At 29.2% G+C, this 21,446-nt stretch carries 19 protein-coding genes; 10 read left to right on the top strand and 9 right to left on the bottom strand.

Annotated features, from left to right (window positions below; translation table 11 throughout):
* Positions 1 to 7: 7 nt before the first annotated feature.
* The 4 genes from Q0997_RS04320 (at position 8) to Q0997_RS04305 (ending at position 6,211) form a co-directional block, all read left to right on the top strand.
* Entirely contained in the window at positions 8 to 2,419 is a 2,412-nt protein-coding gene (locus tag Q0997_RS04320; RefSeq protein ID WP_299885025.1) for an efflux RND transporter permease subunit, read from the top strand.
* Between the two features lie 46 nt (positions 2,420 to 2,465).
* Complete coding sequence (gene asnS, locus Q0997_RS04315) at positions 2,466 to 3,896, top strand: asparagine--tRNA ligase (protein ID WP_299885022.1); 1,431 nt, start codon at positions 2,466 to 2,468, stop codon at positions 3,894 to 3,896.
* Positions 3,897 to 4,148: 252 nt separating this feature from the next.
* Positions 4,149 to 5,606, top strand: coding sequence for an RNA polymerase factor sigma-54 (rpoN, locus tag Q0997_RS04310; protein ID WP_299885019.1), 1,458 nt, complete (start codon positions 4,149 to 4,151; stop codon positions 5,604 to 5,606).
* Entirely contained in the window at positions 5,606 to 6,211 is a 606-nt protein-coding gene (locus Q0997_RS04305; protein ID WP_299885016.1) for a hypothetical protein, read from the top strand. Before rpoN ends, Q0997_RS04305 begins: the two co-directional genes overlap by 1 nt.
* An 11-nt stretch (positions 6,212 to 6,222) precedes the next feature.
* On the opposite strand, the gene Q0997_RS04300 is transcribed toward Q0997_RS04305, so the two are convergent.
* The 9 genes from Q0997_RS04300 to Q0997_RS04260 form a co-directional block, all read right to left on the bottom strand.
* Entirely contained in the window at positions 6,223 to 6,930 is a 708-nt protein-coding gene (locus Q0997_RS04300) for a porin family protein (RefSeq protein WP_299885013.1), read from the bottom strand.
* A gap of 119 nt (positions 6,931 to 7,049) precedes the next feature.
* Entirely contained in the window at positions 7,050 to 7,529 is a 480-nt protein-coding gene (locus Q0997_RS04295) for a biopolymer transporter ExbD (RefSeq protein ID WP_299885010.1), read from the bottom strand.
* 13 nt (positions 7,530 to 7,542) lie between these two features.
* On the bottom strand, positions 7,543 to 8,181 hold the full coding sequence (locus tag Q0997_RS04290) for a biopolymer transporter ExbD (RefSeq protein ID WP_299885007.1): 639 nt from the start codon (positions 8,179 to 8,181) through the stop codon (positions 7,543 to 7,545).
* Positions 8,182 to 8,183: 2 nt separating this feature from the next.
* Positions 8,184 to 8,624 carry a hypothetical protein gene (locus Q0997_RS04285; RefSeq protein ID WP_299885004.1) on the bottom strand — a complete coding sequence of 147 codons (441 nt, stop codon included), beginning with the start codon at positions 8,622 to 8,624 and terminating at the stop codon, positions 8,184 to 8,186.
* A 29-nt stretch (positions 8,625 to 8,653) separates the two neighbouring features.
* Positions 8,654 to 9,418 (bottom strand): MotA/TolQ/ExbB proton channel family protein, encoded by a 765-nt coding sequence (locus Q0997_RS04280; protein ID WP_299885001.1) that lies wholly within the window; start codon positions 9,416 to 9,418, stop codon positions 8,654 to 8,656.
* A 266-nt stretch (positions 9,419 to 9,684) separates the two neighbouring features.
* Complete coding sequence (locus Q0997_RS04275; RefSeq protein WP_299884998.1) at positions 9,685 to 10,716, bottom strand: asparaginase; 1,032 nt, start codon at positions 10,714 to 10,716, stop codon at positions 9,685 to 9,687.
* 32 nt (positions 10,717 to 10,748) lie between these two features.
* Positions 10,749 to 11,516, bottom strand: coding sequence for a TatD family hydrolase (locus tag Q0997_RS04270; RefSeq protein WP_299884995.1), 768 nt, complete (start codon positions 11,514 to 11,516; stop codon positions 10,749 to 10,751).
* A 76-nt stretch (positions 11,517 to 11,592) separates the two neighbouring features.
* On the bottom strand, positions 11,593 to 12,333 hold the full coding sequence (locus tag Q0997_RS04265; RefSeq protein ID WP_299884992.1) for a hypothetical protein: 741 nt from the start codon (positions 12,331 to 12,333) through the stop codon (positions 11,593 to 11,595).
* Between the two features lie 5 nt (positions 12,334 to 12,338).
* Complete coding sequence (locus Q0997_RS04260) at positions 12,339 to 12,920, bottom strand: sigma-70 family RNA polymerase sigma factor (protein ID WP_299884989.1); 582 nt, start codon at positions 12,918 to 12,920, stop codon at positions 12,339 to 12,341.
* Positions 12,921 to 13,070: 150 nt separating this feature from the next.
* Between Q0997_RS04260 and Q0997_RS04255 the strand changes: the two genes are divergently transcribed.
* The 6 genes from Q0997_RS04255 (at position 13,071) to Q0997_RS04230 (ending at position 20,609) form a co-directional block, all read left to right on the top strand.
* Positions 13,071 to 13,514 (top strand): hypothetical protein, encoded by a 444-nt coding sequence (locus tag Q0997_RS04255; protein ID WP_299884986.1) that lies wholly within the window; start codon positions 13,071 to 13,073, stop codon positions 13,512 to 13,514.
* Positions 13,515 to 13,589: 75 nt separating this feature from the next.
* A complete protein-coding gene (locus Q0997_RS04250) occupies positions 13,590 to 14,612 on the top strand; it encodes a hypothetical protein (RefSeq protein ID WP_299884983.1) in 1,023 nt (340 codons plus the stop codon).
* A 284-nt stretch (positions 14,613 to 14,896) separates the two neighbouring features.
* Positions 14,897 to 16,849, top strand: coding sequence for a PKD domain-containing protein (locus Q0997_RS04245; RefSeq protein ID WP_299884980.1), 1,953 nt, complete (start codon positions 14,897 to 14,899; stop codon positions 16,847 to 16,849).
* A 62-nt stretch (positions 16,850 to 16,911) separates the two neighbouring features.
* Positions 16,912 to 19,509 (top strand): CHAT domain-containing protein, encoded by a 2,598-nt coding sequence (locus Q0997_RS04240; RefSeq protein WP_299884977.1) that lies wholly within the window; start codon positions 16,912 to 16,914, stop codon positions 19,507 to 19,509.
* Positions 19,478 to 19,924, top strand: a complete 447-nt coding sequence (locus Q0997_RS04235) for a retropepsin-like aspartic protease (protein WP_299884975.1) — start codon at positions 19,478 to 19,480, stop codon at positions 19,922 to 19,924. Before Q0997_RS04240 ends, Q0997_RS04235 begins: the two co-directional genes overlap by 32 nt.
* Positions 19,925 to 19,970: 46 nt before the next feature.
* Positions 19,971 to 20,609 (top strand): response regulator transcription factor, encoded by a 639-nt coding sequence (locus Q0997_RS04230; protein WP_299884972.1) that lies wholly within the window; start codon positions 19,971 to 19,973, stop codon positions 20,607 to 20,609.
* Positions 20,610 to 21,446: the final 837 nt, after the last annotated feature.

The following is a 21,446-nucleotide window of genomic DNA, read 5'->3' as shown; positions in this document are numbered from 1 at the left end:
AGATACGATGTCAAAACTTAAAAAATCAAAATTTTGGGATGTTGTCGCAAGGATCATTTTGCGTAACAAGATTAGTATTCTTATTGGTGTTGTTATCATCACTATTTTACTGAGTACGCAATGGAAGTATATGCGTTTTACATATACTGAAGCTAATCTTTTACCTGATGACCATGAGGTAAATATAGAATACAATAACTTTTTAGATATTTTTGGTGAAGAAGGCAACTTAATTGTTTTAGGCGTTAAAGACTCTACACTTTTTACTGTTGAAAAGTTGAATGCATGGAATGCACTTTCCGATAGTTTTAGAGCAGCCGAAGCTGTAGAAACAGTAGTTTCTATTAAAGATTTACAAAAACTAAAAAGAAATAAAAAAGCCGAAAAATTTGATTTAGAACCTTTTATTAAAGATTCTGTTAGTACAAGTGCCCAAATAGATAAGCTTAAAGACGAACTTTTTAATAAGTATCCTTTTTACGACAACTTTTTATTTAATGCTAAAACGCAAACTGTAAGAACAGCAATATATCTTAATAAAGAGATTGTAAATACTCCTGCTAGAAAGGATTTTGTTGTTGAAGACTTACAACAAAAAGTTTCTGATTTTGAAAACAAGTATGGCATAAATATTCGTGTTTCTGGAATGCCATATATACGAACATTAAATGCACAAAATATTGTAGATGAAATAGGCAAATTTGTTGGTGCTGCTTTACTAATAACCTCATTAATTTTCTTCTTATTTTTTAGGTCTTTTAGAGCAACATTTATTTCACTAATAGTGGTATGTATTGGAGTAATGTGGACTTTAGGAATACTTGGCTTACTAAAATACGAAATCACTGTTTTAACAGCCTTAATACCGCCTTTAATAATAGTTATTGGTATTCCTAATTGTATTTTCTTAATTAATAAATATCAACATGAGGTAAAATCTCATGGTAACAAAGTAAAATCTTTACAACGTGTTATTACCAAAATTGGTAATGCAACTTTAATGACAAATGTAACTACTGCTTCTGGTTTCGCTACATTTATTATTACAGAAAGTAAGTTATTAAAAGAATTTGGTGTTGTTGCTTCATTAAGTATCATTGCTATTTTTATACTTTGTATACTTATTATTCCAATTATATATACTTTTTTACCTTACCCTAAAGAGCGTCATTTAGAACACTTAAACAAACGTTGGATTGGCGGTTTTGTAGATTGGATGGAACGAATGGTACGCGAAAAACGTATTACTATTTATGTAACCTCTTTAGCCCTTTTAATAGTTTGTATTATTGGTATCTATAAAATAAATATATCTGGTAGTTTAATAGAAGACATGCCAAAAGAAGAAGAGTTCTTTACTGATATTCGCTTTTTTGAAGAAGAGTTTAATGGTATTATGCCATTAGAGATAATGATAAATACTAAGCGTAAAAAAGGAGTAATGAAATCTTCAACGCTAAAAAAAATGGATGCGCTTGAAGATTTAATTACTGAAACGCCAGAATTATCTAAACCTATATCTGTAGTTAGTTTAGTGAAATATTCTAAACAAGCCTACTATAATAACAATCCAAAGTATTATCAATTACCATCTTCTGGCTTAGAAGAAGCTTTTATTTTAAAACATGCTAAAAATTCATCTTCAAAAGTAGATTTACTTAAGAATTTTGTTGATAGCACTGGTCAATATGCTCGTATTACTACCTTCATGAAAGATATTGGCACAGATAGAATGAAGCGTATTGAAGAAAATTTAAAACAAAAAATTGATAAAGTTTTCCCTAAAAAGAAATACGATGTTACCATGACTGGTAAAGCACTTGTCTTTCAAAAAGGGACAACCTATTTAGTAAAAAACTTAGCAATATCATTATCACTAGCTATTATACTTATATCGCTATTTATGGCATATATGTTCCGCTCTTTTAGAATGATTATAGTCTCGCTTATACCTAATTTATTACCATTAGTAGTAACTGCTGGGCTAATGGGCTACCTAGGTGTACCTATAAAACCTTCAACAATCTTAGTATTTAGCATTGCTTTTGGTATTTCTGTGGATGACACTATTCACTTTTTAGCGAAATATAGACAAGAGTTGCAGGCCAGTAATTGGAAAATTAAAAAATCGGTTTATGCTGCTTTAAGAGAAACAGGAGTTAGTATGTTTTATACCTCTATTGTTTTATTCTTTGGGTTTTCTGTATTTATAATCTCAAGTTTTGGTGGTACAGTAGCACTTGGTGCTTTAGTATCTGTAACGCTTCTTTTTGCAATGTTGTCGAATTTAATACTCTTACCATCATTATTATTATCATTAGAACGTAGTATTGCAAATAAAGAGATATTAAAAGAACCAAAAATCAATATTATTCCTGAAGAAAACGATGATGATATTTTAGATGAAGAATCTGAATAATAAATCAACTAAAAAATTATATTTGTTTTAAAAATTAAGTACAAAAATGACTTCAAAAACAGTTGCACAATTATTAAAAGAAACCAAGTTACAAGAAGTAGAAATTAAAGGTTGGGTAAGAACCTTTAGAGCGAAACGTTTTATTGCCTTAAATGATGGTTCAACGCTTAATAATATTCAATGCGTTGTTGATTTTGAAAATACACCAGAAGACACTCTAAAGCGTATCACCACAGGTGCCGCTGTTCATATTAAAGGAGAATTAGTCGAAAGCCAAGGTAAAGGGCAAAATGTTGAAATTGTTGTCTCAAGTATAGAAATTTTAGGCGATAGCGATCCAGAAACTTATCCTATTCAACCTAAAAAGCACTCTTTTGAATTTTTAAGAGAAAATGCACATTTACGTACGCGTACAAATACTTTTAGCGCTGTAATGCGTTTACGTTCTGCTTTGTCTTTTGCTATTCATAAATACTTTAATGATAACGGTTTTTATTACATGCACACACCAATTATTACTGGTAGTGATGCTGAAGGTGCTGGAGAAATGTTTCGTGTAAGCACTTTAGATCAAAAAAATCCGCCATTAACAGATGACGGTGAAATAGACCATTCACAAAACTTCTTTGGAAAAGACACAAACCTTACTGTTTCTGGACAACTAGAAGCAGAAACCTATGCTATGTCATTAGGGAAAGTTTATACTTTTGGTCCAACGTTTAGAGCTGAAAATTCAAATACGTCACGTCATTTATCTGAGTTTTGGATGATAGAACCTGAAGTAGCATTTATGGATTTAGCAGGAAATATGGATTTAGCTGAAGACTTCATGAAATCTGTTATCTCTTATGTTCTTGAAAATAATGCAGATGATTTAGCTTTTTTAGACAAACGTTTATTAGACGAAGAAAAAACAAAGCCGCAAGCAGAACGCAGCGAATTATCATTAATTGAAAAACTTAAATTTGTTGCAGATAACAACTTTAAACGTGTTAGCTATACTGAAGCCATTGACATATTAAGAAACTCTAAACCCAATAAGAAAAAGAAATTCAATTATATTATTGAAGAATGGGGAGCAGATTTACAGTCTGAACATGAACGTTTCTTAGTAGAAAAACATTTTAAATGTCCTGTGATTCTATTTGATTATCCAGCAAACATTAAAGCTTTTTATATGCGTCTAAATGAAGATGGAAAAACTGTTCGTGCTATGGATATTTTATTCCCTGGAATTGGTGAAATTGTTGGAGGTTCACAGCGAGAAGAACGTTTAAACGTTTTAAAAGAAAAAATGGCTGTGTTAGATATCCCAGAAGAAGAATTATGGTGGTACTTAGATTTACGTAAATATGGTACTGCAGTACACTCTGGTTTTGGCTTAGGTTTTGAACGTTTAGTTATGTTTACAACAGGTATGAGTAACATTCGTGATGTAATACCTTATCCACGTACACCACAAAACGCAGAATTTTAGTTGTCTTAATACAATAAAAAAATATGATAAAACAATCTATATAAAAGCATTATATAGATTGTTTTTTTTATTTTTATAACCAATACTATTTATCTTTAAAAATAGTTGTGATAAGAAGTGCCTTTTCCCTTTCTACATTATTAAGAAAAAGAAACCGTAACTAAGGCTATGCTTAATTTTATTATTTAAAAAGGAATATTATTTTCTCTTAGAACAATCTTTAAAAATAACTAGTATAATCAAAAACATATTATGCTTAAACAATATCTACAGTTCAAATTATCGCAAAAGTTGTCTCCACAACAAATTCAATTAATGAAATTGATACAGTTGCCAACACAAGCTTTTGAACAACGTTTAAAGCAAGAGCTAGAAGAGAACCCAGCATTAGATACAGGAAAAGAAGAAAAAGGTGATGAATTTGATGATTTAGATAACACTCATGATGAGTTTGATGATAGTGAATCTATTGGAAGCGATGAAATTAATGTTGATGATTATTTAAGTGATGATGAAATTCCTGACTATAGAACCAGTGTAAACAATTATAGTGCAGATGATGATGAAAAAAGCATTCCGTATGCTTCTGGAACATCTTTTACGCAACATTTAGTTAACCAATTAAATACATATCGCTTAAATGACGAAGAACGTGACATTGCTGAATTTTTAGTTGGTAGTGTTGACGAAAGTGGATATATCCGCCGCGAATTAAGTGATATAATGGATGACTTAGCCTTTACTCAAAACGTATATACTACTGAAGACAAAATTGAAAAAGTCCTTGGAATTGTACACCAATTAGATCCTGCTGGTGTTGGTGCACGTGGACTTCAAGAATGCCTAAGTATTCAATTAAGTAGAAAAGAACAAACTCCAGATATAGAATTAGCACTGAGTATTATTGATAAAGCTTTTGATCAGTTTACTAAAAAACATTACAAAAAGTTAATGTCTAAATTTGATGTTAACGAACTACAACTTAAAGATGCCATACATGAAATAGAACGCTTAAACCCAAAACCTGGTGGAAGTTATTCTGGTAATACAAGAATGATAGAACATGTTGTACCAGATTTTGCAATTAAAATTGTTGAAGGCGAGTTAGAATTAACTTTAAATGGTAGAAATGCACCAGAACTTCATGTCTCACGTGAATACAATAATATGTTGAAAGGCTATAAAGAGTCTAAAGACAAATCAAAATCACAAAAAGATGCTGTACTATTTATAAAACAAAAGTTAGATGCTGCTAAATGGTTTATAGAAGCCATTAAACAACGCCAGCAAACATTATTTGTTACTATGAGTTCTATAATGCATTATCAAAAAGAATTCTTTTTGACGGGTGATGAGCGCAAGTTAAAACCAATGATTTTAAAAGATATTGCAGACGAAATTGATATGGATGTATCAACTGTATCTCGAGTAGCCAATAGCAAATATGTAGACACTCCATATGGCACTAAGTTGATTAAAGAATTCTTCTCAGAATCTATGACTAATGACCAAGGAGAAGAAGTTTCAACAAGAGAAATTAAAAAAATATTAGAAACAGTAGTTGAAGAAGAAAACAAAAAGAAACCATTAACAGACGAAGCACTAGCAAAAATACTTAAAGAAAAAGGCTATCCAATAGCACGTCGTACAGTAGCTAAGTATCGCGAACAATTAGATATTCCTGTTGCACGTTTACGAAAAGAACTATAATGGATTGGCTACTTAGAAGCATCTCATTTATTTTTCATCCCATTATAATGCCTGTTTTAGGTACGCTATTTTATTTTTCAAAATCACCTCGCTATATTCCGGATGAAATTATTGGGGCCAAGTTGGTTTCCTTATCTATTTTAACGATACTTTTACCTATTTTAATCTACTTTCTATTAAAGACACTAGGTAAAACACATTCCATTTATTTAAAAACACCTAAAGAGCGTATTATTCCTTTAGTTATTAATAGTATAATTATACTATTAATACTATTACGCGTACTACCATCAAATCAAATCATAGAATTATATTACTTCTTTATTGGTATTTTAATTTCAACATTAATTTGTTTGGTTCTAGCAATTTTTAAGTTTAAAGCAAGTATTCATATGATTGCTATCTCAGGTTTATTTATGTTTGCCGTAGGCATTTCATTACATTTTGGAAAAAACATAAATGGTTCTTTAGCTTTAATAGCCTTAATTGCTGGAGCTATTGCTACTTCAAGATTACACTTAAAAGCACATACTAGTGTAGAATTAGTATTTGGAGTGTTTATAGGTTTATTACCCCAACTATTAGTATTTAGTTATTGGTTGTAAAAAATAATAAATTATAATAAAAAGAAGATCAAGCCAATTTTTATAGCATTGGCATCAATATTTTTTCCTTCAATTTTTGAATTACTATCAAAAATGGAATTTAAAGAATAATAAAAATAAAAGTTCCAAGTATTATAGCCTGCACTTATAGAAGTACCATATTGAAATTTATTAAATGGCGCAATATTAGATAATTTAATAGTATCTGGTTCGCCAATAAATTTAGTATTATTAGCAAACACATAACCTAATTTAAAACCAGCGTATATACGCCAAAACTTATAATCTACAGCTGTAGATGTTCGCCATCTAAACTCTAAAGGTAATTCAAGCATGTAAGTAGAAAACTTGTTCTTATTAAAATTTATTTCTGCATCGTTAATAATATTAAAAGCAAAACCATTAGTATTTGTTTCACTTATTAATACATTTTGATTGAATGAATTAAATGACAAACCTAGACCTAGACCTATAGCCATGTTTCTGCGTTTATTAATAGGCATGTCTTTGGTATAACCAAAATGAATTCCAGTAGAAAAGCCACTTTGAGATAGTCCTTCTGGCTGTTTACCAATTAAATTATAAGTGACACCTATATAAAATTGATCTTCTTTATACAATGAATCAATTTCTTTTAGAGCTACAATTCCCTCTTCTTCTTGTGACCATAGTAAAGGCGTAAAAAATAAAAAAAAGACTAAGGACATTAAAATTTTCATGTAAAAGAGTAGCTATAATAAATTAATTAAGACCAATATAAATAATCTTGATGTTATATAAAACAAAAAGGCGTTTTGATATATATCAAAACGCCTTAGCTATAGTTTAACAAGTTTAGTTAGCGTTTTTCAACCGCATCACCTTTTCTTGTTGTATAATTAATCTTAAGAGCGTTAGTTTTACGCAATTCTTGCTTAACATCTGTAAGCACTCCCATCTTAGCTTCTTGATCTACTTTAAGAGACACCGTTAACTTATCTATTAACTCTTCTGGTATAGCAGCTCTTTCTGAAGCAATAAAAGCTTGAACTTGGTCTATATTAGTAAACTTGTCATTTACTTGTATTCTATCTTCTTTACCATAAGTACCTACATAATTTGAATTAGGCTTACCTATATATATATAACTAATAGGATATTTTTTATCAAGCTTCTCAATTTGATTTGCAGACGGTAATTTATTTTCAATTAATAAATTATCTTCTTTAATCACTGTAGCTACCATAAAAAAGAATAGTAACATAAATACAATATCTGGTAAAGATGCTGTTGAAATTGGTGGCAAACCACCATCTTTTTTCTTTTTAAATTTAGACATAATTATAGATGATCTATTTATTTTTTGTTTCTGCTTCAGAGAAAAATTGAGGCACTAATAATTTTATAGTTTCTAATTTTTCTTTTAAATCTGCTTTCTCTGCTTTCTTTGTCTGAGGATCCTGATACTTCTCAGTAGCTTCAACAAAATTCATACCTGATTTTGGATACTCTCTTCTAAACTCTCTATTACGAATTTGATTATAGGCTGCAATAATCTCATTTTGTACTGCAATATAAGTTTTATATTCAGCCAATCTATCATTAGCTAAAGATATTACAGCGGTTTGAAAATTATCTGAAGATTTAGGGTTTTTAGCACCTTGACATCTTCTACAAGCATCGTCGCCTTTTCCTCCACCATTATCAATAAAATTAACAGCTAATTCACGTAACTCATTAAGCTCTATACGTTTTTCTTCTCCACCAGATTTTAAAAACAAGGCATTTTTTGAATTTACATTTAAAGCAAAAATGTTTTTTTCCTTTTTTACAACCTGTTCTTGTTCAGGATTATCATCAATTGGAGGCAACTTTCTACTTAACCCAGAATCTACTGCGATATCCGTTGTTACTAAGAAGAAAATTAATAATAAGAAGGCAATGTCAGCCATAGAGCCTGCATTAACTTCTGGTGCTGATCTTCTTGCCATAATTATTTAATCATTTTTTTAATTCCTGTAAACAACATTGTTACGACAGCAATAATTGCTAAAGCGTAAAACATATATAAACCAGTTCCTACCCATTTAGAGCCAGACTCTGATAACATTTTTCCATCTTGCATTGGTGTTTCTACTCCATTAGCCATTATATAGCCAAATAATAAAACCAGTACAAATGCACCAATACTCATTAATGTCTTTTTTAAATTATTTGAATTAGAAAACAAGTTTCTTAATACAAATACGAGTACTAAAGCAATTGCAATTGCTAACACAATATATGCAATCCAAGTCATTGGTTCCATTAATCCTGTGTCACCTGCTGCTGCAAGTTTTTTAACTTCCTCATCTCCAGTAGAGACAATTCTTGCTAAGAATATAATACCCAGTACACCTAGTACTGCTAAAACTATTTTTAAAATCTTATGCATAATCTTTCAGTTTTTAAAATTAGTTAATATTACTTTTTATACTTCGATAACATATCCATTAAAGTGATAGAAGAATCTTCCATATCGTTAACAATATTATCAATTTTTGCAACAATATAGTTGTAAAATATTTGAAGAATAATCGCTACAATTAAACCAAATACTGTTGTTAAAAGTGCTACTTTAATACCACCTGCTACTAAAGTTGCATCCATTCCACCTGCTTGTTGAATTTTATCAAAGGCTTGAATCATACCAATTACCGTACCCATGAACCCAAGCATTGGAGCTAAAGCGATGAATAAAGATATCCATGATACATTTTTCTCTAATTGTCCCATTTGAACACCACCGTAAGCTACAACAGCTTTTTCAGCAGATTCTAAACCATCATCAGCTCTATCTAAACCTTGATAATAAATAGATGCTACAGGTCCTTTAGTATTACGACAAACTTCTTTTGCAGCTTCAATACCACCAGACTGTAATGCTTCTTCTACATTTTGAGCTAATTTTTTAGAATTCCCTGAAGATAGGTTTAAAAAGATAATTCTCTCAATAGCAATTGCTAAACCTAAAATCAAACATAGTAATACAATTCCCATGAATGCTGGTCCACCTTCTATAAAACGCTTTTTAAGCTCTTGGTGAAACCCTAAGTCTTCTTCTGCTATATCATCTGTAGTTTCTTGTGTTACAACTGTAGTTGCAACTCTTGCTGCATTTGTAGTTGCGTTAGCTGTACCAAACGCCATTAAAAATACTATGGCTAGGATAGAAAATAATCTTTTCATTGTGTGTGATCTTATTTTTAGTTAAAGTGTTAAATTTATTAGTTAAGGTGCTAAAGATATAAAAAAAATGTAATTAAAAAATTAAAAAACCAAAAACAGCTTTAAAAAAGGTAAACTCAAGTTCTTATATTTTTTAAGTATTCATCAATATTATATAGTTCTAAAAAAGTTATATATAATAAGGTGTTCTTTATATATTATTTAAATGTTAATTTTTTTCAAATAAAGCAAGTCTATTGCTAAATATAAAATTTTGACTGTTAATTTTATGACATTTCTCCTCTTAAAGCTGTTTCATATATGGTTTTGAACAACTTAGGAGAAATATCTTGCGCTAATAAATACATTAATTTACTTACAGCAGCTTCTGTTGTGATATCTTTTCCAGAAATAACTCCTATTTTTTTAAGTTTTTCGCTAGTTTCATATTGTCCCATCATCACACTTCCTCCAGAACATTGCGTCACATTTATTATATGTACTCCATTATTAATCGTTTCTTTTAAGAGTGTTACAAACCAATCTTGAGTTGTACAATTTCCTGCTCCATAGGTTTCTAAAATAACACCTTTTAAATTAGGAGCGTTAAAAATACTCCTCAATAATTGTTCCGAAATACCCGGAAACAATTTTATTAAAGCAATATTTTCATCTAATGCTTTATGTACAATTAAATTTTTTCTTTGGTTTGGCTTAAAAAGATATTCATTATTAACCTTTAAATGCACTCCCGATTCTGCTAAATCTGGATAATTTAAACTAGCAAACGCTTCAAAATGTTCTGCATTAATTTTTGTTGTTCTATTTGCACGATACAATTTATATTCAAAATACAAACAAACTTCTTTAATAATAGGCTTATTATAATGCTGAAGAGAAGCTACTTGAATAGATGTTATTAAATTTTCTTTTGCATCTGTACGCAAATCACCAATTGGTAATTGAGATCCTGTAAAAATAACAGGTTTTGCTAAATGCTCTAACATAAAACTAAGTACAGATGCAGTGTAACTCATAGTATCACTTCCATGCAATACCACAAAACCATCACATGTGTCGTAGTTTCTTTCTATAATTTCTGCAATTTCAACCCAATATTTGGACTCCATATTACTAGAATCTATAGGCTCTTTAAACGAAGTCGTTTTTATATTACAATCTAACAATTTTAATTCTGGAATACGAATCAATAAATTATCAAAATCGAAAGCGCGTAATGCTCCTGTTTCGGGGTCCTTTATCATACCAATGGTACCACCAGTATATATAAGGAGTATGTTAGGTATATTTTTAGTCATTGAATTAGCTTTTAGTTTTAACAAAGTATTTGTTATACTCCAAAAACAGCTTTAGAATTTTGCGTTGTAATATCGGCAATTTTTTCTTCTGAAATAGAATAGATTTCAGAAAGCTTTTCTAAGACCTTTAATATATAACTACTTTCATTTCGTTTTCCACGGTATGGTTTTGGTGCTAAATAAGGCGAATCTGTTTCTAAAACAATATGATTTAAATCAATTTTATTTAAAAACTGATCTATTTTTCCATTCTTAAAAGTTGCAACTCCACCAATACCAAGTTTCATATTATATGAAATTGCTTGATTTGCCTGCTCTAATGTTCCAGTAAAACAATGAAATATACCAAATAAATCTTCACTTTTCTCCTCTTCTAAAATTTCAAAAATTTCATCGAATGCTTCACGACAGTGAATTACTATTGGTAATTGATATTGTTTAGCAAGTTTGATTTGATACCTAAAAGCATCTTGTTGAATGGCTAAAGTACTTTTATCCCAATATAAATCAATACCAATTTCTCCTACAGCATAGAATTTATGGCTATTTAACATCTCTTCAACATGCAATAACTCATCCTTATAATTATCTTTTACATGCGTTGGATGCAAACCCATCATTAGAAAAACATGATCTGGATAATCTTTTTCTAATTGCAACATAGACGCTGTATAGTTCGAATCTATTGCTGGCACAAACAAACGAGAAATATTTGCATCTAATGTGCGCTGCATCATCTCTACTCTATCTTCATCAAAAGCTTCACTATATAAATGTGTATGTGTATCTGTTATTATCATGCTGTAAAAATAAAAAAGTCATCGATTTATCAATGACTTTTTAAAGTGTATTTTATTTATGTTCTGTTTTATATAATTACTCTAATTTATCTAATAACTCTTGAGCTTGTTTGTAATCTTCAGATTCTTGTTCAACTTGTTTTAATAAAATAATACAAGCATCAATATTTCTTTGTTTTAACCTACTTAATGCAGAATACCACAAAGCCTTGTCTTTATATGCTGAAGTCCCATTTATTAATTCATTTAAATTTTCATCAGCTACTTTATAATTATCTAATTCTATATTTGTAATAGCATAGTATAATTTTAACTCGCTATTTTCTGGATCTTTATCTAACACCTTTTTAATTAACTTATTTGCAATTTCATATTCCTCATTGTTAAATGCCTTAGTTGCTTCAATTAAATCTTTAACATTACCTCGAACAACAGTCATTGGTTCATGACTATTATAATCTAAATATGTAGGGTTTGAAAATTGATTAAAAATAAAAACTCCTAAAAAAAGAATAACACTTGCCGCTATCGCTAGTTGACCTATTCTAAAGATACCTCTCTTATGTTTAGAATCTACAGGAGTTTCTGTTTTACTAAAGTGTTTATTAGAAACACGCTCCAAATTAGATTTAAAATCATTAGACTCTTCTTCATTTTCAAATTTATTTTCTAAAAAATTAGAAAGTTCTTTATAAGTATTAAAACTTTTTTTGAATTCTATATCTGTATCAAGCCTCTTTTCAAAAACCAAACGTTCGTCAGCAGATAATTCTTCAAGTAAATACTGATCAAATAAAATGTAGTCTTGTTCTTCCATAACAATTAATAGTTAAGTTGGTTAAATTTAGGCGACTCTTGAACCAACTTTGTTAATTGACCAATGCATAAAGATTTTTTTTTACGAGCATAAGCATATGTTAAACCCAAACTAGCTGCTACTTCTTCCATAGATTTTATTTTAAAAGTTGCCTTTATTAAATCTTTACACGCTGTACCTAATTTTAAAAACATCTCATTAAATAAAGCTTGTTTTTCTCCAAATAATGAAGTTTCAAAGGCGAGTTCTTGCGCGTCATCGTCTTTAGATAAAACCTCCTCATTAATTGTTACCTCTTTTTTATTATTCTTTTTTAATTCGTTTAACCATTTACGCTTACATAGTAAAAAAAAATAAGCATCAAAAGGACAAGTAAGTTTTAACCCCTTTTCTTTTGCTTGATTGTATATAGTAATAATAGTCTCTTGAACGATATCTTGAGCTTGAGCTATATCTCCACTATTCTGCTTTATATAATTAACCACCTTTGGCACAAACTTATCATAAATCGTTTGTATAATAAATGAGTTGTTTTTTAATAAGCCATCAATATATTTTTGGTCTTCATGTATTTTTTTATCCCCCATAAACCCTTATTAATTGGTTAGTTCCCAACGAATTTAAAAAAACTTTACAAAAAAGAGGTAACAATTTCTAAATGCTTTTGATATAAGGTTGTAAAAGCCAAAACGGCAAAACAATTAAACAAACATAAAAACAATAAACATTTAGAAATTATGAAAAATTCAATTTTAATTATCGCAGCAGTAGTATTAAGTTTTCTTAACGTAAATGCTACAAATTTAAAAACGAACTTAAATACTACAACAGATAGTGTAGATATTACAAAAGATGAAATTATAGAAGTTTTTGATTGGACAGTAACAACAACAACAGGAGAATATTCTGGAACTGCCACCTCACTATTTGATGCAAAAAGAAGAACTAACATGGTAGGACAAGGCGCTATTGTTTTAGAGCAAAAAATCACTAATTATTTAGTATTAAAAAGTGAAATGCAATTAAAATCTAGTAGAGTTTATTTCTGGGAAGCAAAAAGCGCTAAAGGTTATGCTAAAGGTTTCGCCTCAACAGAATTTGATGCCAAAAGAATGATAAACCTAATAACTCGCGGAGATATTACTTCTTACAGAATTATAAAAAGCAGAGACAGAAAATAAAATAATTACTAAACAAGGTAACAATAGCGTTGCCTTGTTTGTATAAAGTTACAAAACAATAAAATATTAGAAACCATGAACTATTCAAAGAAAGAATTAAACGATAAGAATCTTATAAATAGAAATTTAAAAACATTTTTTGGACTATTACTATTGACATTAACTTTATTCACTAGCTGTGAAACATCAGACGATAGTGATACTAATGAAAACGATAGTTACGTACCAACATCGCAAACTTTTAGCAACATAAAAAATGAAGCTTTAACAAATAACACACAAACATTTCAGTTTGATGGAAATGATGGAAACATTACACTAACATCTAGTAATGGTGTTCAAATAAATATTAACACCAATTGCTTAACATTAAATGGGAACCCAGTTACTGGCACTATAGATTTAGAATATGTAGAGTTATTTGAAAAGGGAAATATGCTTACTACTAATAAGCCAACTATGGGAACAATGCCAAATGGAGATAAAGCCTTGTTAATTTCTGGTGGTGAATTTTTTGTTGAAGCTACACAAAACGGAATTCCTTTAAACACAAACTGTGGTCTACAGTTAGTTGTACCAAACAATTTAACTGGTGGAGCAGATCCAGCAATGATACTTTGGGAAGGCAATATTGACACTCAAGATAATTTAACTTGGAACGAAGTAGATGATGCAACTGGCCAAGGTGGTGTATTTGTAGAAGGTGGAGAATACTATGCTTTCTTAGGACAATTTGGATGGTCTAATATTGATCGTTTTTATAATGATCCAAGACCAAAAACTTTAATTAAAGCACAAGCTCCAGTTGGCTATAACTTTACAAATAGTGCTATTTATTTATCGTATGATGGTGAGGATAGCGGATTGGCTTCTTTAGACACTTATGATGGCACGTTAAACCTATTTAGTGAACATTATGGACAAATACCTATTGGTTTAGAATGCCATGTAATTTTTGCAACCGAAGATAATGGCATATGGAGATATGCTGTGAAAGCTGTTACAATTGTAGCAGACGACATTATAACTTTTAACTTTAGTGAAACAGCACTTGCTACTGAAGCTGAATTTATAAATATAATTAATGCGCTACCATAATTATAAATTCCTACTTAGCGTAAAAGGCCAGAGATTAATTTTATCTGGCCTTTAAAAAACTATAGAACAAAGATGTCATGAATAAAGCTTTAAAAACATTTTTTAAATACCTCTTAATGACATTAGTATTATTTACACTAACATGTTTATTTACAACTTTATTAATTGGAAACAATTAAAATAAAAAAGACAAAAACTATTAAATTACTTTAGCTAAAGACTAAAAAACCTCTGTATTAAAACATTCCGTTTTGTATATTTAAAAGTTATTAACCATCGCTATTATGAAAACACATTTTTTATCACTCCTTTTTTCTGTATTTGTTTGTATTGGGTTTTCTCAAGAAACTCAGGTTAATGATACATTACGACGAACTGCTACTATAGAATATAACATAAATGGAACTCAAGTAAACTTCACTCCTAAAACGCCGCCATTAAATCAAATTGCAGGTGCTCCTAAAGCATTTTATAATCATTTTTGGGAATTTGGCGATGGAGATTATAGTAAGGAAGAAGCGCCCAACAAAACCTACAAAAAAGAAGGCGAATATGAAGTAAAACACTGGGCTACTAATGTTTATGACACCGGAAAACCTCCAACATCTAGACCTAAAAAAATTAAAATTAGCCAAGCAGATGAAACCGCGAGTAACGAAACATCTATGCTTGAAGATTTATCATTAATTCGTAACAGAGAACCAATACCTGAAGAAGAAATTGTTATTGTGTTGAGTTATAAAAATATAAAAGACTATGCTACAAATGGTTCTCTATATTTATTTTACAATGAACAAAAATATAAGGCCGATAATTTTGAACTAGCAGACACTAGAACATATAATGGCGAAACCAAAATAGGTAATGAATTTGTTTATAATCAAAACGTAAATGACTACGCTCGTTTTTATGCTTCATCAGACAACAATGTAAATATTTTAAGAACACGTTTTCAAGATTCAACAGAAAAAGAAAACATAGAACTCACTTTAGCAGAAGCCAAAAGCAACTATAAAAAGTCTAGTATCTTAAAATTCAAAAACATGAAACCAAATGAAGAGCGTAATGTTTTTTACACTTTAGAAACAACACCCGAAATGCTAAAAGATACTAGCGCCATTATTTCGGTAAGAAGTGTATATATACCAGACGAAAACTACACCACACATAAGGTAAAAGATATGGAAATGGAAATTGTAACCTCTCATGATCCAAATAAAATGTCTTCAAATTCTACATTTTTAAATTATAGACTTGTTCGCTTTAAACGCCCAAAATTTAAAATTAAATTTCAAAATAATGGAGAAGGACCCGCAAGAACTATACGTCTAGAAACAGATATTCCAGATATGTTTGACAAATCGACTATTCGTGTTGATGATATGTATCCAAAAGTTAAAATCTGCCCAAAAAGAGAAGTCCAGTACAGTTGTTTAGATACTACATTCACGAATAAACAAGCCATTTTTACTTTCAAAAACATTTACCTGCCAGGAAGCGAGCAAAAAAATGTAAAGGATTATGATTCTACTAAAGGTTTTGTAAAGTACAGCCTAAAGTTTGGTAAAGATTTTCATAAACAAAAAACAAAATCACAAACAGCCATTATTTTCGATAAAAACGACCCTATTATTACTAATTATTCAACGACTCGTTTTTTACCTGGACTTTCTGTAGGTGTAAAAACTGGATATAACTCTTTTAGCGACTTAGAAGATTCTAAAAGTTATTTTGTTGGAGCTACTTTATCTCCTTACAAATCGTATCGATGGTATTGGCAAGTAGAATTACTTAATAGCTTTCATCAATACTCCGGAAATACATTAACAACAGAAGGTTTCATAAATACGCCAACAGGGAATTTATACCAAAGAACAATAATTACAAATACGTATAATAATGTAGATTGGGAAATACCAGTCTTAGTGAGATATAACATTAATAACTACATTGGACTTGGCGCTGGTTTACAAGGCATGCTATCATTAAGTGAAAAAGAACAACGAACTATAAAAGTAGAACAGTTTGAAAATATAAACATGTTGCCAGGAGCTTTAATTAATAGTAACGAAAATAGAAGTGAATCTAGTAATTCCTTCACCAATTTTAGAACTGGATTTTTAGTAGAAGCTACAGCTGGTTTTGTTCGTATTGGCCCAAGTCTTGGTGCTCGTTATGTTATTAATTTTAAAGACAACTTTAATTACTTACAACTCTATGCTATTTGGAAATTTTAAAACGAAGCTTATTATGGCAATTTATCTTTACATATAAAAGGTTAATTGATAATTCTTGTTTTATGAAAAATATTAGTTTTATTATTTTATTCTTATTGAGTTTCCATTGTATTAACGCTCAAAATTTGGAGAATGATATTTATGATGCAACTGATGCTTTTAATACTAAAAAAACACTTGAGTCATTAGATAATTTAAATAAAAACATTTCAGTTTTTGAAAACAAATTATCAACTATTGATGAACACATGGCTTTTATTCACCTTCTAGTTAATAAAGCATATTTTCTTAATCAACAAAATAAAAACAATGCCGCAATAGCTACTTATGAAAAAGCTTGGTTGCTATACAAAAAAAAGAAAATTGCCTCAACTTATGATTACGATATTATAGAAAACTGCATGAAACCATTAGGTATACTTTATAATAGAGTTGGTGATTATACTAGTGCAGAAAATATTACAAAAAACTATATCTCTTTAGCAGAAAAAACGAATAATAACAGACAACGCGCTTCTGGTGCTATTAATTTATCTAGATTATACCAAACCATTGGAAGACACCAACAATCTATTGATATTGCAAATTATGGATTAAAGATACAGGAACTTAGTAATCAGCAAAAAAACAGGTTAAAACACCTAAAGCACAGTAGTCAAGTGCGTTTAAATCAAAAAATAACTATTATAGACAAAGTTATAGTTGGTCCAAATCGGATTAATTCTATTGAAGCTAAAGAATTATCCTATCAATTGGCTATGCAAAAAAAGGATTACCCTTTAGCTTTAAAAGCTTTTAAAAGCCTAAAAAACTTAAAGAAAAATAAATTTTCTTCTGCTAGCTTATTAGCCAAACTTTGTTTAGAAGAAGCGCAACTTTATTATTTACTAAATGAACCAGTTAAAGCTATTAAAATTCTAAAGACTGCTTTAAAAACTCTAATTCCAGATTACAATTCAAATACAACTCTAAAAAAAACTAGCTTATATCCTGAGAATGCATTTATAGGAATTTTTGATTTGTTTGCTGTATTACAAACCAATCCAAAAGACGCTTTATTATATTATAACTTGAGTTTTTATGTAAGTGATTTATTAGCTAAAAACACAACTTCTCAAGAGAGTAAATTAATTTTATTAAACGAAAAAAGAAATAGAAGTGAAAAATGCTTAAAACTACTTTACTCACTTCAAAATACTAGTGATAGTTCTAAATACACTATTGATGCTTTGAAAATAGCTGAACGCTATAAGGCATATGTATTAAAAGATATTATTAGCAAAAAAGAATTATTAAAATTGAATCCAAAAGACAGCCTATTAATACAACAAGAAACACTTATTAAAAAACAAGAAAAACTAACAAATAGACTTATTAAAACGCCTTACAATTCTAACAATAAACAAAAATTAGACATTCGAAATGAATTATCTACTATTAATATTGAATTAAAAAAATTAGCAAACAAAATTGAAATTAAATACCCAAATAGTATTAACAACTCGTTAAATATTATTAAATTAAATGCACAATTAAAAGAAGACCATTCAACATTAATAGTGTTTTTTTATGGAAAAAAAGCAATCTATCAAATTATAATTTCTGAAAACGCTACAGAATTTAATAAAATTCCATTAACACCAAAAACACAAAATTCTATTTCAAGATTCATAGATTATTTTGATAATTCTGCAGTAATTAATAATAATATTTCAAAATTCACAACAGACGCTTTTAGTTTATTTCAAACACTAAAACTCCAATCTCTTAAAGATAAAAACAACCTTATTATTATTCCAGATGGATTTTTAAATTTTATACCTTTTGATGCATTGTTAACCTCTAAAACAAATAGTAATGCTTTTTCTAAAATGCCATTTATGGTCAAACAACACACACTTGCTTTTAATAGTAGTGTTAATTTGTATTTACAAACAAAAACGCATTCCAAGTCACAAGAATTGCTAGGTGTTTTTCCTATATTTAATAATACATCTACAACTTTAAACTTCTCTTTAAATGAAGCGAGAAGCATTGAAAAAGAAATTAAAACTAATTTATTACTCGAAGAGTATGCAACAAAAGGAGCTTTTATAGAAAAGGCAAAAAAGTATGATATCTTGCATTTATCTACTCATGCTAGTAGTGGTGATTTTATTACACCTGCTAATATTGAATTTATTGACAAAACACTATACGTAAATGAGCTATATGATCTAGATTTAAGTCCAGATTTAGTTGTTTTAAGTGCTTGCGAAACAGGTATTGGTTCATTACAAAAAGGTGAAGGCGTTATGAGTTTAGCTAGAGGTTTTCAATATTCTGGTGCTAAAAACATTTTATTCTCACTATGGCAAATTAGTGATTTGTCAACATCGCAAATTATGACTTCTTTTTATAAAGAGTATAGCAAAACTAAATCCGCTGTTTTTGCAAACCAAAATTCAAAAATCGCTTATTTAAAAAGTAAAACAATACAGAACACAAAGAAATCGCCTTATTATTGGAGTGCCTTTGTATTTTATGGAGATTTTGATAAAAAAGAATCTATATCTTATCCATATATCTTTATCATTATAATTTCAGTTTTAATTACCTTACTTTTACCAAGGTTATTTAAAATAATAAATGGAAAACGAACTACAAGAGTTTCTTCTTAAAAAGAATTTCAAAAAGATTAAATTAAAACTAACTAAGACTAATCATTTTGAAATAAAAGCGAATATAAATGGTGTAAAGGGTTTGTTTATTCTAGACACTGGCGCTTCAAGCAGCTGTGTAGGTCTTGATGATGCTAAGTTATTTAATCTTAATGTAAAAGATTCTGATATTAAAGCTGCAGGTGCTGGCGCAACAAACATGGCCACACAAACAGCATCTAACAATACTATAAAAATTGGTAAATGGAAAAAAAACAGAACCACTCTAGTTCTTTTCGATTTAATTCATGTAAATACAGCACTAACAATGCACAATGCACAACCAGTTAATGGCATTATTGGAGCAGATATTCTAAAAAAAGGAAAAGCTATTATTGATTATAATAAGAAATACCTGTATTTAAAACCTATATAACATTAAATTTTATAACTTTATATTTCATTATAATTCTCCCTCGTAAATGAATAGTACTATTGTCATAGCAGATGACCATCCATTAATGCTTAGAGGTCTTAGCGACTTTATAGCTTCTAAAGGCTACAATATTGTAGGCAAAGCAGAAGATGGAAGAGCTGCATACGCACTTATTGTAAAACACAAACCTGATATTGCAATTCTAGATATTAGAATGCCATATATGACAGGCCTCGATATAGCAGAAGCCTGCAAAACATATGATATTGATACAAAAGTTATTCTTATTACCTTCGATAATGAAGAAGAGCTGTTTGACAAAGCAAAAGAATTTAATGTCTATGGCTATATATTAAAAGAGTTTGCTATAGAAGAAATTGAAAACTGTATTGAACACGTTAAAATAGGAGAACCGTATTTTAGTGAAGAAATAGCATCATACCTTAATTCTAAACTAAAATATTCAAAATCTCATATCACAGAACTATTAACAAAAACAGAGCTTAAAGTTGTACAATTACTTTCTGAGAATAAAACCAATCATGATATTTCAGAATCATTACAAAGTTCTATAAGAACCATAGAAAAACATAGAAGTAATATTGTAAAAAAACTAAAACTTCAAAAATCACATAATGCACTTATGCTTTGGGCCAATCTAAATAAGGATCTTTTAATTTTATAAAAAATGTTAGAATTATAGATTTTAGCGTTTTTGTCAATTTACGTTTTTGTCTGAAAAACAACTGAATTACACAAAATTAGAGGAAAACAACAGTAAAAACAGCACTTAACAAGTTTATTTAATAAAAATGAAAAATGAAAAAAATACGTAGTTCTACGTATTTTTTTTATGCTTTTTTCATTCTATCTTTATATTGCTATTAATCAATCTATATTTAAGAGAATTTATAAGCTCTACATATTATATGTAGAGCTTCTCTTTTTTTACGACAGACCTTTTCTTTTACTTATCTTTTTTACATATAAAAAAACATTATTGTTTATTATAATTTTTTTTACTTGAAACCATATCAAAACAACCTCGAATAAGTCTTATATACAAATCTATTTTAACAAAAAATAAAAGCTTACACCTCCAAATCTGCGTTTTCTACTAAAAAAACTAATCTTATTTTTTTTTATCAATTTTACCCCAAATTTTAAAAAATCCTTTAAAATCAATACTTAACAGTAATTTTTGAGGTTTTTTCCTTCAAAAAAAAATACGTAGTTCTACGTATTTTTTTTTAGAGTCTTACTAGTTACCTTTATAATGCTATTAATTAGTTCTTAGGGAGAATTATTTAAAAAAGACTCTGCATCACTAGGATGCAGAGTTTTTATTACCAATTAAAAAATGAGAGTCTTATGGATTTTAAAATAAACCCAATGGAAGAAACAGAAAGCAGAGATAGAACCTTTATTATAGGAATCGTTGTTTTCGCAATCATAGTTATATCAATAAATATAGTTGTAACATTTTTTTAGTTAGTTAGTTACATCTTTTATTGAAAATAAA

This window comes from uncultured Lacinutrix sp., from assembly GCF_947500325.1.
Classification (GTDB): Bacteria; Bacteroidota; Bacteroidia; order Flavobacteriales; family Flavobacteriaceae; genus Lacinutrix.
This window is presented reverse-complemented; position numbering and strand designations above follow the sequence as displayed.